The organism is Ruegeria sp. AD9 (genome assembly GCF_056542305.1).
The window spans coordinates 24,851-37,850 of record NZ_JBQFZP010000002.1 but is presented as its reverse complement, the minus strand read 5'-3'; the positions used below and the strand labels follow the sequence as shown (position 1 = coordinate 37,850).

General features: G+C 59.2%; 13 protein-coding genes. 3 read left to right on the top strand and 10 right to left on the bottom strand.

Features of this window, described 5'->3' with window-relative positions:
* Together ACR0AM_RS03180 and ACR0AM_RS03175 are read right to left on the bottom strand one after the other, a co-directional pair.
* Positions 1 to 1,179, bottom strand: a complete 1,179-nt coding sequence (locus ACR0AM_RS03180) for a biopolymer transporter ExbB (RefSeq protein WP_209504810.1) — start codon at positions 1,177 to 1,179, stop codon at positions 1 to 3.
* A 69-nt stretch (positions 1,180 to 1,248) separates the two neighbouring features.
* A complete protein-coding gene (locus ACR0AM_RS03175; protein WP_480557829.1) occupies positions 1,249 to 1,779 on the bottom strand; it encodes a gamma-glutamylcyclotransferase in 531 nt (176 codons plus the stop codon).
* 67 nt (positions 1,780 to 1,846) lie between these two features.
* Between ACR0AM_RS03175 and ACR0AM_RS03170 the strand changes: the two genes are divergently transcribed.
* Complete coding sequence (locus tag ACR0AM_RS03170; RefSeq protein WP_480622102.1) at positions 1,847 to 2,848, top strand: DUF2125 domain-containing protein; 1,002 nt, start codon at positions 1,847 to 1,849, stop codon at positions 2,846 to 2,848.
* Here the strand turns inward: ACR0AM_RS03170 and ACR0AM_RS03165 are convergent.
* From ACR0AM_RS03165 to ACR0AM_RS03150, 4 genes are all read right to left on the bottom strand, one after another.
* The gene (locus tag ACR0AM_RS03165; protein ID WP_480622101.1) at positions 2,845 to 3,696 is read right to left on the bottom strand and encodes an extensin-like domain-containing protein; all 852 of its coding nucleotides are present in this window, start codon (positions 3,694 to 3,696) and stop codon (positions 2,845 to 2,847) included. The two genes, ACR0AM_RS03170 and ACR0AM_RS03165, sit on opposite strands and share 4 nt — an antisense overlap.
* The gene (locus ACR0AM_RS03160; protein WP_480605189.1) at positions 3,693 to 4,613 is read right to left on the bottom strand and encodes a prephenate/arogenate dehydrogenase family protein; all 921 of its coding nucleotides are present in this window, start codon (positions 4,611 to 4,613) and stop codon (positions 3,693 to 3,695) included. The genes ACR0AM_RS03165 and ACR0AM_RS03160 overlap by 4 nt, the downstream gene beginning before the upstream one ends.
* Positions 4,610 to 5,695: a histidinol-phosphate transaminase gene (gene hisC / locus ACR0AM_RS03155; protein WP_480622100.1), complete on the bottom strand. Its 1,086-nt coding sequence runs from the start codon at positions 5,693 to 5,695 to the stop codon at positions 4,610 to 4,612. The genes ACR0AM_RS03160 and hisC overlap by 4 nt, the downstream gene beginning before the upstream one ends.
* A gap of 64 nt (positions 5,696 to 5,759) precedes the next feature.
* The gene (locus ACR0AM_RS03150; RefSeq protein ID WP_480622099.1) at positions 5,760 to 7,175 is read right to left on the bottom strand and encodes an aminotransferase class V-fold PLP-dependent enzyme; all 1,416 of its coding nucleotides are present in this window, start codon (positions 7,173 to 7,175) and stop codon (positions 5,760 to 5,762) included.
* A gap of 102 nt (positions 7,176 to 7,277) precedes the next feature.
* On the opposite strand from ACR0AM_RS03150, the gene ACR0AM_RS03145 reads away from it, so the two are divergent.
* On the top strand, positions 7,278 to 7,739 hold the full coding sequence (locus ACR0AM_RS03145; protein WP_480475410.1) for an Lrp/AsnC family transcriptional regulator: 462 nt from the start codon (positions 7,278 to 7,280) through the stop codon (positions 7,737 to 7,739).
* Here the strand turns inward: ACR0AM_RS03145 and ACR0AM_RS03140 are convergent, their stop codons facing one another.
* On the bottom strand, positions 7,740 to 8,612 hold the full coding sequence (locus ACR0AM_RS03140) for a LysR family transcriptional regulator (RefSeq protein WP_480519193.1): 873 nt from the start codon (positions 8,610 to 8,612) through the stop codon (positions 7,740 to 7,742). It lies immediately after the preceding gene.
* 93 nt (positions 8,613 to 8,705) lie between these two features.
* Between ACR0AM_RS03140 and ACR0AM_RS03135 the strand changes: the two genes are divergently transcribed.
* Positions 8,706 to 8,987 (top strand): DUF1330 domain-containing protein, encoded by a 282-nt coding sequence (locus tag ACR0AM_RS03135; protein ID WP_480519196.1) that lies wholly within the window; start codon positions 8,706 to 8,708, stop codon positions 8,985 to 8,987.
* Between the two features lie 58 nt (positions 8,988 to 9,045).
* Here ACR0AM_RS03135 and rpsD read toward each other — a convergent pair whose 3' ends face one another.
* From rpsD to ACR0AM_RS03120, 3 genes are all read right to left on the bottom strand, one after another.
* Positions 9,046 to 9,666 (bottom strand): 30S ribosomal protein S4, encoded by a 621-nt coding sequence (gene rpsD, locus ACR0AM_RS03130; RefSeq protein WP_480519198.1) that lies wholly within the window; start codon positions 9,664 to 9,666, stop codon positions 9,046 to 9,048.
* A gap of 271 nt (positions 9,667 to 9,937) precedes the next feature.
* Positions 9,938 to 10,381 carry a hypothetical protein gene (locus tag ACR0AM_RS03125; protein WP_267367456.1) on the bottom strand — a complete coding sequence of 148 codons (444 nt, stop codon included), beginning with the start codon at positions 10,379 to 10,381 and terminating at the stop codon, positions 9,938 to 9,940.
* A 325-nt stretch (positions 10,382 to 10,706) separates the two neighbouring features.
* Positions 10,707 to 12,989, bottom strand: coding sequence for an adenosylcobalamin-dependent ribonucleoside-diphosphate reductase (locus ACR0AM_RS03120; protein ID WP_480622098.1), 2,283 nt, complete (start codon positions 12,987 to 12,989; stop codon positions 10,707 to 10,709).
* Between the last annotated feature and the right edge of the window lie 11 nt (positions 12,990 to 13,000).

Here is a 13,000-nt window from a genome sequence, read left to right as displayed (position 1 = left end):
TTATTCTCCTTCCGGCGTGGTACGCACCGCACCGCGCGGCAGGGTCAGCGCCTTGACCAGCAGTTCTATATCCTTTCGGAACTCGTTCATGCTTTCCTGACGGCCCGCCGAAATCTCTTCGAGGATACGCAGCAGCTGCACATCCATCGAGCGCAGGCGCATCCGGCTTTCGGCGTCGATGCCTTCACCCGCGCCGTGATCGCGCATGTGATCCAGCAGGGCTTCCTGACCCAGCGCCACGCGTTCCAAAGCCGAGGTGACTCCTTCGGTATTGGCCTGACGGTTGTTCATTTCACCGATCACATCGACCAGCAAACCCAGCTTGGCGGAAACCTCGGCGCGCTCGCTTTCCTGCGCTGAAAACAGATCCTGCAACGCATCCATCTGTTCGGACATAGCGTCCAGCACCGGCGTGAGCACGGCAATTTCGGCACCGCCTTCTTCTCCACCCGCGAAACCGACACGGGTGATCGAAGACAGCCATTCTTCAAGCTCGCGATAGAAGCGGTTCTGCCCGTGCCCTGCGAAAACTTCGAGCAGACCGACGATCAGCGACCCGGCCAGACCCAGCAGAGACGATCCGAACGCAACGCCCATTCCCTGCAACTGCGCTTCGAGCCCGGTCATCAGGCGGTTGAACACGGCCAGCCCTTCTTCGCCCTCTTGCGGATTAAGGCTGCGGATCGTATCGACGATGGCAGGTACGGTTGTCGCCAAACCGAAGAATGTGCCCAAAAGACCCAGATAGATCAGCACGTTGGTGATATAGCGAGTGATCTCCCGCTCTTCCTCGACCCGTTCGGCTACGGAATCCAGAATCGAGCGGGTTGAAGTGGAGCTGATCTGCGACCTCGCGCCCCGTTCGCGCAGCAATGAGGCCAAAGGAGCCAGCAATTGCGGCGTGCGGGCGTCTTCGCGAACAACACCGCCGACGAAGGCCTCGATCCAGCGTACAGATCCGATCAGTTGCGTCACCTGATAGAAACAGGCAAGAACGCCGATCAGAAAAACCATCAGGATGAAGCCGTTCAGGTACGGGTTGGCGAAGAACACCGGCAACACATAGGGCAGCGCCAGAAACACACCCAGCCCGGACAGGCCGATCGCCATCAACATCAACAGAATCTGCCGTGTTGGATGCGAGAAATGGGGTCTCGCGCCCTGATGTGCCTGCGCCATGCGCGTGGTTCCCGGTATTTGCCTGCTCTGCGTCGAAACTAGCGAAATTCCACTGGTGACGCCAAGAGTTTATGCGGTAATACTGCGCACCCGTTGCGCCAACCACTCAAGATCGGCGTCGCGCAGGCCGATCTCGGCCAGATGTTCGGCGGTATTGTACAGGTATTCGTCATTCGGGCCGCGCCCGCCAACCGCATGGGCGATGATCCGGGCCTGATCCTCCAACGGCATCCCGCCGCAATACTGCACATGGTCGGCATCGATCACATAGGTCACGGCGTTGACAATGTCGCCATTTTCCAGATGCACATCCAGCATACGTTCGACATAGGCCGACGAGATCAGCTCGCGCTCGCGCAGTTCGTGCAGGGTGCGGTCTTCGTGACCGGTTTCAACCGCAAGGGCCAGACCGGTGCAGATCGCGTTTGCCTGTTCGTCCAGCGCCAGCACCAGACCCGGTTCTTCTTCGGTTCCCCGGTGGTGGATCGAGCTCATGCAGAAGGACCGGGCATAGCCATGCAGTGTCGCGCGTTCGCTGCGTGCGACCGGAAAGCCCGGATTCCACAGCAGCGATCCATAACCGAAAACCCACATCGTCATTGCACTGGTCCTTGCCCGTTTGGGCCTATAAACATCAATTCCGAGGCAGGAAAAAGGGCCAAAGCTCATGCGCCGTGTCATACTAGTAGTCATTTTTATCGGCGCACTGTGGAGCGTCTATTGGTTTGTCGCCGGATATGGCCTGCGCGCGGCTATCACTGGCTGGTTTGATCAACAACAGGCCCGTGGCTGGCTGGCTGATTTCTCGGACGTGACAACGGCAGGGTATCCCACCCATCACGTGACCCGCCTGAACAATCCCGCCCTTGCCGACCCGGTGAATGGCACAGCCTGGAGCGCGGACTGGATCGAATTCGAAAGCCCAGCGATCTGGCCCGGACGGCAGGTGCTACGGTTTGCCAAGACGCCCCAACGTCTGTCCTACTACGATCAGACGTCAACGATTGTCGCAGATGAGTTGATTGCGGAACTACAGTTGCAACCCGGCGTTTCGCTTGTGCTTGAGAAACTGGCGCTGACGGCAGGGGCGTGGTCGGTGACCGAGAACACCACTGCACTGGCCGCCGGGGACACCTTAAGTCTGATCATGGCGCAAACATCCCTGCCCGAAGCTTATGCCATTACCGCCCGCGCGGATGGGTTCACACCCGGTGATCGGTTGCGGGCCCTTATGAATTCGGCCGCGTCGCTGCCGCAGTCCTTCGAAACGCTGGAACTGGACATGGTCACCACGTTCAGCAAAGTCTGGGACAGGTCGGCGCTGGAACACAGCAGACCGCAGCCCGTGGCCATAGACCTGCGACTGGCCGAGATCAAATGGGGTGGGTTACGCCTGTTTGCGGCTGGTAAGCTGGATGTAGACTCACAGGGTGTTCCGAGCGGTGAGATCGCCGTCAAGGCCGAGAACTGGCGTGATATGATCGACATGGCAAACGCGGCAGGTGCCCTGCCCGATCAGGCGGTTGATCCTGTTACCCGTGCACTGAATTTTCTGGCAGGGTTGGGGGGCAACCCCAACGCGCTGGACCTTCAGCTGAACTTCCGGGATGGTTTTGTAGCCCTGGGGCCGGTGCCGCTGGGCCCTGCCCCGCGGTTGATCCTGCGTTAACGGCAATACGCTCCGCTGCGGTAGCGTGCCGTATCCAGATGGAAATGATCGCGATGGTAGCCGTCCGAGTTCGGCCCCAATACCGTGCCGAACGGGCCACACGCACCGCGCCAGATCTTCTGCAATTGCTTCTGTGACGGGTTCTTGCGCCATCCTTCCAGGACGGTCACGACCTCACCATCGGCCAACTTGAAGGCCGAAATATCGATGGCGCGTCCTTTGCCGTGCTCGGAAATCCGCGCGCCCTTGCGGTTGTTGCGAGTTCGGCATGCATAATGGGCTGCCACCTGCAATTCGACCACCGGGCCGCGGCGTTTGAAGGTGGGTTTGACCGTTTTGTCGACCCATTTGTTCAGCGCAACTGCGGTGCCGCAATCCATCGTCGCCGGGCGGCTGAGTGCTACACCAGAAACAGAGGTGATCTGCACCGCATCTTTTACGCCACAGGCCGAGTTGTCGCTGCCGACCCTGCCGACGGGCTTGCCCTGAATGGCGATATCTCCGCAAACAGACCCTTTACGCAGCTTGCGCTTCTTGAAAAGCACCTGCTGTTCAAGCGATTCAGGTCTCAAGTAAGGCATCAGCGACGTGTCGGGCCCCAGCAGTGGCAATTCCGATGGTCGCGCCAAGGCGGCAGTGACCTGCGGTGAAACCGGGCGTGAGATAGGGCGCAGATCAGTTATAGCCGCCACTGAAACCGGGGCAATGGCAGACACATCCTGAATGTTGTGCTGGTCCAGAATCGGACGTGCGGGAGGAACCAGAGATCGTTCCAGAGGTGTTGCCTGTGTGGCCACGGCGCACAACGCCATGATCCCGATCAGAAATTGCCCCCGGTATAACCTCATGAACCTGCCTTTCCCCGCCCGAAATCCGGTGCGTCGGTGTCCTGCCCCGCGTCGATGATGCCGCGACGAATAGCACGGGTATGGGTGAAGTAGTCAAACAAATGTTCCCCGTCCCCGGTCCGGATGGCACGTTGCAGCGCAAACAGCTCTTCCGTGAACCGGCCCAGGATTTCCAGCGTCGCGTCTTTGTTGGACAGGAACACATCGCGCCACATGGTCGGGTCGGATGCGGCGATGCGAGTGAAGTCCCGGAAACCCGCGGCCGAGTATTTGATCACTTCGCTATCGGTCACCCGGCGCAGATCGTCGGCCACGCCAACCATCGTGTAGGCGATCAGGTGCGGCGCATGGGACGTGACGGCCAGAACCAGATCGTGATGATCGGCGTCCATCTCATCGACATGGGAGCCCATACCTTCCCACAACGCCCGAAGGCGGGCGATTGCATCCGGGTCGGTTCCTTCGACGGGCACCAGCAGGCACCAGCGATTGTCGAACAATCTGGCAAAACCCGATTCCGGACCGGAATGTTCCGTCCCTGCCAAAGGATGCGCGGGAATGAAATGCACACCTTCGGGGATATGCGGCTGAACTGCGTGAATGACATGCCGCTTGACTGACCCCACATCCGACAGGGTCGCGCCGGGCTTGAGCACGGGTGCGATGTCTTCTGCGACGGCCCCCATTGCCCCCACAGGCACGCAAAGAACGACAAGATCAGCACCTTCGACCGCTTCGCGCGCCGTGTCACAGACGCGGTCGCACAGCCCGATTCTGCGCGCGGTGTCACGTGTCGCCTCGGACCGGGCATAGCCGGTCACTTCCCCGGCCAAGCCCCCACGCTTGATCGCCCAGAACATGGAGGAGGCAATCAGGCCCAGCCCGATCAGCGCAACCCGGTCGTAAATCTGACTCATGCTGCGCCCTCTTTGAATGCTGTAATCACCGCAACGACGCGGTGGCAGGCTTCCTCATCGCCCACGGTGATCCGCAGGGCATTCGGCAGGTTGTAGCCTGCAACCCGGCGGACAATCAAACCCTGCGTTTTCAGATAGTCATCACAGGCCTCGGCCTCGGCCCTATCGGCAAAACGCGCGAGGATGAAATTGGTACAGGACGGGTCCGAGGGTACGCCAATCTTGTCCAGCTCCTCGGCCAGCCACACCCGAAGGCGCGCATTTTCAGATTGGCAGAACGTCAGGAAATCGACGTCGCTGATCGCTGCTTCGGCTGCGGCCAGGGCTGTCAAAGACAGGTTGAAGGGCTGACGCACCCGGTTCAGAACATCGATAATCGATTGGTGCGCATACCCCCAGCCGATCCGCATCCCGCCCAGCCCGTACACTTTCGAGAATGTGCGGGTCATGATTACGTTCTCATACGCATCCACCAAAGACGCGCCGCCATCGAAACCGTCGACAAATTCGGCATAGGCTCCATCCAGAACCATCAGGCAGGTATCAGGCAGACCCTGCGCCAGATGGTCCAGCTCGTCGTTCGAGATCATGGTCGAGGTCGGGTTACCGGGGTTGGTCACAAACACGATCCGCGTCTGGCTGGTTACGGCGGCCAGAATGGCATCCACATCGACTTTGCGGTCGCGCTCGGCCACCATGACCGGTGCGGCACCTGCCATGCGGGCGATGATCGGGTACATGGAGAACCCGTGCTCGGTATAGATCACCTCATCCCCCGGCCCTGCATAGGCCTGAGCGATGAATTGCAGCACCTCGTCGCTGCCGACACCGCAGATGATCTGCGCAGGGTCCAGCCCGTGACGTGCGCCGATAGCCGCGCGCAAACTGGCGTGGTCGGTGTTGGGGTACCGATGCAAAGTGGCCGCGCTGTCGCGCACCGCCTCAATCGCCTTGGGGCTGGGGCCGAACGGGTTCTCGTTCGAGCTCAGCTTGATCACATGCTCAACACCCGCCACATGTGACTGGCCGCCCTGATAAAGCGCGATGTCCATAATGCCGGGTTGCGGGGTGATCTTGGTCATGAGAGGCTCCGTTGATTGGGCCCCTCATACCTGTCTCAACGGATTGAGAAAAGCGGCAATTCCATTATGCGGCCTTGAAGCGCGCAGTCGCCGGGTCGGCGTTGTAATACGGTACGAATTCCTCGGTACGGCGCGACAGGTCATTGACACTGTCGATGATGAATTGAACCGTTTCCTCGCTCATCAGGTACGAGAAATTCAGGCGTACCCAGCCGGGTTTCTTCATCTCTTCGCCCGCAGACAAGGCCGCGTGCAGCGCCTCGGACGCGGCGCGGTCAATCCCCAGCAGGCGGTGGGCATAAGGCCCTGCGCAGGCACAGCCGCCGCGTGCCTGAATGCCGTAGACGTCGCTGAGCATCCGGGTAAACAGCTGCTGATGCACGGGCTGCCCCGCATTGTCGCGCACGAGGAAAGAGAAGATCGGCAGGCGATGCGGGTTATTGACCCCAAGCAATGTCAGGTTCGGATTATCCTTCCACCCGTGCAGCGCCATCTGGTTGTACTGCGCCTCGCGCCTTGCGATTTCTTCCGTGCCGACGACATCCTTGACGATAAAGGCCAGCGCCGCGCGGATGTCGCCGATCACGTTGGGCGTTCCCGCCTCTTCCCGCGCAGACAGGTCCGCGCTGTAGTCATGCCGCCACGGTGACACGAAACTTACGGTGCCACCACCCGGCCAGCTGGGGCAGTTCCGTTTGGCTGCAGCCCGGTTTACGATCAGAACACCCGAGGCCCCCGGACCGCCCGGAAACTTGTGCGGGGAAACGACGATCGCATCCTTGCGCGCGTCCGCCGGCCCCATATCCATCGGCAGGTAAGGCCCGCCTCCGGCGTAATCCCAAATCGCCACGGCACCATGCGCCTTGAGCAACCGCGTCACCGGATCAGGGTCAGTGACAATTCCGGTTACATTGGACGCCGCCGAAAAGGAACCGATCAGAAGATCTGCGCCTGCATGGGTCAACAGCGCGGTTTCCAGCGCCCCCAGGTCAACACCGCCACCTTCGGCTTCGGGGATTTCAACCACAAGTGCCTTGCTTTCCCGCCACGGCAGGATGTTCGAGTGATGCTCGTAAGGACCAATCAAGACAACCGGTTGGTCGGCCTCTGCCACCCCGAGCAGGCTGACCAACCGGTTGAGCCCCGCAGTGGCACCAGACCCGGTGAAGATCACCGCATCCTCTTCCTGGGCACCAACAATGCGGGCTATTTCCGCCCGTGCCTCGCGGCGCAGATGTGTCATGTAAGATCCGCAGTAAGAGGCCTCGGTGTGGCTGTTCGCGTAAAACGGCAACACATGTTGCGCCACAAAGTCTTCGACTTGCCGCAAGGCGCGACCCGAAGCGACGTAATCCGCATAGACAAGCGGCACGTCCCCATGCAGACCCGGGATCAGAACATTCTCTCCGATCAGCCCATCGCGCAGGTTTGAATTGTGAGCGGTGGAACAGAGTTCCGCACGAAACTTGGACAGGGACATTGCATTGGCTCCTAACTGTCCGAGTAATGTGATTTATTATTCGCGCGAAAACTTCACCTTTCTTTGCGTGTGTTTTTAATTTATTGTGTCATATGATCAAACATGGCACAAAAATTAGATCAAATTGACACACGACTTCTGAAAGAGCTGCAAAAGGACGCCACTCTGTCGCAACGGGAATTGGCGGATCGTGTGGGGCTTTCTCAGAACGCCTGCTGGCGCCGTCTGAAGGCTTTGAACGAAGATGGTGTCCTGATCGGTTCAACCGCCCGCATCGCACGCGAGAAATTGGGGCTGAGCCTTGTGGTCTTTGTCATGCTGCGCACGCGGCATCATTCGACCGAGTGGCTACAGGCCTTTCGCAGCCACGTTCTGACGATCCCCGAGGTCGTGGATTTTCATCGTATCGGCGGTGACTATGATTATCAGCTGAAAGTCGTCACACAGGATATGGCGTCTTACGACAAGGTGTATCAACGGCTGATCGAAAAGGTCGAGCTGGACAGTGTCACGTCGTATTTCGCGATGGAAGCAATCGCCGAAGGACGACCATTGCCGATATGATCACGCCGTAAACAACGGGCGTTTTTGCTTGAAAAAGGGCACCGCGATGTCGCGGAATGCGACCAGTTTTGCCGAAGGCCAAACATCCGGATGCGCCACGATCCAGATATCTGCGTAGGGTTGCGGTGAAAGGACCGGAACCTGCACCAAGCCCCGGAGTGAGCGGCCCAGAAACACCGGCATACGCACAACGCCCAACCCTGATTGTGCAGCACCCGCCATCGCGACCATGTCATCAAAGCGCATATGTATCCGCGAGTTCGGATAGATTTTGTCGACGCCGTCCGGCAGGTTCGGCTGCTTTTCATAAAGCAACCAATCCACGGGCGCGTTCGGATCTTGCCGCATTCGCGCGGCCCTTTCAGGCGTGGCAAAACAAGCGCTGTGCTGTTGCGTCAGGCGCAGACCTTTCAACGTATCGCCGGGGTTGCGGCTGATCCGGATCGCAATGTCGGCTTCGCGTCGATTAAGGTCCAGAATCTCGTTTGCCGCGCGCACCTGCAAAGACACAGCAGGGTGCCTTTGAGCAAACTCGCCCAGCGCCGGGGACAGAACATGGGCAATTAACAGTTGCGGCGCGGTTAAGGTCAGTTGCCCTTCCAATCGGGCATCTCGCCCTGACAAACCACGCAGCATCGCGTGTTCTGCGCTTTCCATCCGTGCAGCATATGCAGCGACAAGGTGCGCTGCTTCTGTCGGCCGATACCCGTCGGTCAGCCTTTCGAACAGCACTTCACCTGTCGCAGCTTCGGCGCGCGCTATACGGCGCGCGACAGTTGTGTAGTTGACGCCAAGCTCTTGTGCCGCGGCGGACAGGGTGCGCCTTCGAACCACGGCAAGTACGGCCCGGTAATCATCCCAATGAATATCCATACATGCAAATTCGCACATCATTGATGCAAATACACGCGTTTTCGCAAAGCAGATCACACCCTAGCTTTTGCCCACACATCAAGGAGAAAAGCCATGATCTATGCCTACGCAAAACTCACTGTAAAGAATCCCAACGCTCTGGCCGCATATCGCGAACAGGCCGGGACTGCATTGGCCCGCCATGGCGGAAAAGTCGAACACGCCACCGCAGAAACAACCGCGCTGGACGGCGCGCCGGACTTGCCTGATGTTGCAGCCCTGCTTTCCTTTCCCAACCGGGACGCGGCGCTGGGATGGATCAACGACCCGGAACTAAAAGACATCCACGAGCTGCGTCGCAGCGCAGGCGCGTCAGATATCGTTCTGCTGGGCTGAAAATGAAAAGAGCCGCACCCAAAGGTGCGGCTCTGAATTCCGGATCGGAATGCGAAGATCAGTTCTTCGCGTAGAATTCGACGACCAGGTTCGGTTCCATAATGACCGGGTACGGCACATCGCTCAGGCCCGGTGCGCGAACGAACGTTGCGGTCATTTTCGAATGGTCGGCGTCGATGTAGTCAGGAACATCACGCTCGGCTAGGGCAACAGCTTCCAGAACAACAGCCAGTTGCTTGGACTTGTCACGCACTTCGATGACGTCGCCTTCTTTGACGCGGTAGCTGGGGATGTTGACACGCTTGCCGTTCACTTTGACGTGACCGTGGTTCACGAACTGACGCGCAGCGAAGACGGTCGGTACGAACTTGGCGCGATAGACGACGGCGTCCAGACGGCGCTCCAGCAGGCCGATCAGGTTTTCACCGGTGTCGCCTTTTACACGCTCGGCTTCGGCATAGATGCGGCGGAACTGCTTTTCGGTCAGGTCGCCGTAGTAGCCTTTCAGCTTCTGCTTGGCACGCAGCTGCAGACCGAAGTCTGACAGTTTGCCTTTGCGGCGCTGGCCGTGCTGGCCGGGGCCGTATTCACGACGGTTGACCGGGGATTTCGGACGACCCCAGATGTTTTCGCCCATCCGGCGGTCGATTTTGTACTTGGCAGACGTGCGTTTGGTCACGGCTGATCTCCTTCTTTAGGTCGATGCCCAAACGGGCAACTATGAAGGGCGTTGTCCTCTTGAGGTTTCCCTCATGACAGGCTTCCCCTTGCGGGGGCCACCAACACCAATGAAGCCGCGCTTATATCCGCAAAGCCGGCAGAGTCAACACGGCATTCAACGCAGTTTCGAATATCTGCAAAGATATGTTCACCGCTGGCAGCACAGGCCCCTGCGCGCATAGCGACGGTTGCTGTCACACTGCTTTCATCAAAAAAAATACAGGTCGCGTTCAGGCCGGAAATGCAACGACATTCCCGCCGCCTTCAACACCCGCCTTGTGCACCATCACAACCTCGGTCACGTCGACGATCCAGAATTCTTCATCCCGTGGCGGGCATGCGCCATCGAAAACGATGGTTGGTGCTGCATCATTAGTGTCGGCAACAAGGTTGGCTGAAAACCGCTGCGACCCATTGGTAAGTGTCAAAGCACCGGTCACGTGGCCGGAAACTTCCCGGACAATCGGGAAGCGGTTTTGTATGCGGGTTGCAGCGCCCCGCGCATATCCAATCTGTTCGACGCTGTTCTCGGCTTCTGCGCTCAGCACTATCGCCTGTCCGCGCCATGACCAAGCCGCGCCGACGGCCAGACACGCCAGAGGCGCGTCCTCGAGTCCGTCAATTTCAGTTTGATCCCATGAAATGGCTACCTGACCGTTAACTCCGGCTCTCATCTGCCCACTCGCACTATTTAACATCCCGATATTCAATCATTGCTTATCAGCACCAAATCCGGCGGAAAAGAGACAGGAATGAAGCATTCACAAGAATGTTGCAGAAGTGAATCAAAAATATGTGTTCGACCTGAAATCAATACGCGCCTGCGAACAATCCCGTGTCTTGTTCGTTGCCGGCCGTCCGAACATCAACTGGCTGCGACTGATCAGGGTTCGAAATAGAAACCACCGCCCAGAAAAGCGATGGCCACGCTTGCGTGGCCAGACACTCACTCTGTCGGGTCAAATTGATGAGCGCTGACTTTCGTGTCGCGCCTCATACCTATCCGCATTTGGAATGGCCGCAGCTGCGGCAGGTCATGCAGCCTTCGATCATGACCATGTCGTACTGACCGCAGGACGGGCAGGCTTTGCCACGTGGCGCGTCCAGGTTCACCACTTGCGCCTGGGGATCGGATTTCAACCCCATCCCCTCGCCTTCCAGAAAGCCGATGGCGACCATGTGCTGTTCGATCACGCCCCCGATCGCGGCCAGGATCGATGGGATATACTTGCCTTTGACCCACGCCCCGCCGCGTGGGTCGAAAACGGCTTTCAGCTCTTCGACCACAAAGGACACGTCCCCACCCCGACGGAACACGGCCGAGATCATCCGCGTCAGCGCCAGTGTCCAGGCGTAATGTTCCATGTTCTTGGAGTTGATGAACACTTCGAACGGGCGGCGGCGGCCCGAGATGATGATGTCGTTGATGGTCAGATAAATCGCGTGCTCGCTATCGGGCCATTTCAGCTTGTAGGTCGACCCCTCCAGCGATTGCGGGCGATCCAGCGGTTCGGACATGTAGATGACGTCGCCGCTTTCAATTTCATGAGGCGCATTCGCGCTTTCCCCCGGCACCTTGTCGTCGCTTTCCGAAACGGTCAGAACCGACCCCGTCACATCGTTGGGCCGGTACGTCGTGCACCCTTTGCAGCCCTGATCCCAGGCCTGCATGTAGACATCCTTGAAGGCGTCAAAGCTGATATCCTCGGGGCAGTTGATGGTCTTGGAAATCGAGCTGTCGATCCATTTCTGCGCCGCCGCCTGCATCTTGACATGATCAAGGGGTGTCAGGGTCTGGGCATTGACGAAATAGTCGGGCAGCGCTGCGTCGCCGAACTTGTCGCGCCACATCTGAACGGCGTAATCCACAACCTCTTCCTCGGTTCGCGAGCCGTCTTTTTGCAGAACCTTGCGGGTGTAGGCATAGGCAAAGACCGGTTCAATCCCCGACGACACATTCCCGGCATAAAGCGAAATCGTGCCCGTGGGCGCAATCGAGGTCAGCAGAGCGTTGCGGATACCATGTTCGCGGATCGCATCGCGGACGTCGTCATCCATTTGCTGCATCGTGCCGCTGGCCAAATATTTCTCAGCGTCGAACAGGGGGAACGCGCCTTTCTCCTTAGCCAGATCGACCGAGGCCAGATATGCGGCGCGGGCGATTGCGTGCAACCAGCGTTCCGTCTGGCGCGCCGCCTCGTCGGACCCATAGCGCAGGCCCAGCATCAGCAACGCATCCGCAAGACCCGTCACGCCCAGCCCGATGCGGCGCTTGTCCTGCGCTTCCGCCTCTTGCTCGGCCAGCGGGAATTTCGAGGCGTCCACGACGTTATCCATCATGCGCACGGCTGTCGCGACCAGTTCCTGCAATGCCGGTTCATCCAGATGCGCGGCATCCCCGAACGGTTCGGCAACCAGCCGCGCCAGATTGATCGAGCCAAGCAGGCAAGCCCCGTAAGGCGGCAGAGGCTGCTCGCCACAGGGGTTCGTCGCGGCGATGGTTTCAACATAGCTCAGGTTGTTGGCCTGATTGATGCGGTCGATGAAGATCACGCCCGGTTCGGCATAATCATACGTGGCCTGCATGATCTTGTTCCACAGATCACGCGCCTGAACGGTGTGATAGATCTTGCCGTCGAACTGCAACTCCCACGGGCCGTCGGCCTTGACCGCCTCCATGAAGGGATCGGTCACCAGCACCGACATGTTGAACATGCGCAGGCGGGCCGGGTCGGATTTGGCGGTGATGAACTGTTCGATATCGGGATGGTCACAGCGCATGGTGGCCATCATCGCCCCCCGGCGCGAACCCGCGGACATGATCGTCCGGCACATTGCGTCCCACACATCCATAAAGCTGAGCGGGCCCGAAGCATCTGCCGCCACGCCCTTCACATCCGCGCCGCGCGGGCGGATGGTCGAGAAATCATAGCCGATCCCGCCCCCCTGCTGCATGGTCAGCGCGGCCTCTTTCAGCATGTCAAAGATACCACCCATGCTGTCGGGGATGGTGCCCATGACGAAACAGTTGAACAGCGTCACCTGCCGCGCGGTACCTGCGCCTGCGGTGATGCGCCCGGCGGGCAGATACTTGAAATCTTCCAGTGCCTCGTAAAACCTGTCTTCCCAATGATCCGGATCGTCCTCGACCCGCGCGAGGTCACGGGCGATGCGTCGCCAGCTGTCTTCAACCGTCTGATCGATGGGCGTGCCATCCGCCTGTTTGAAGCGGTATTTCATGTCCCAGATCTGCTCGGCGATGGGGGCGGCAAAGCGGCTCATTGGTGATTCCC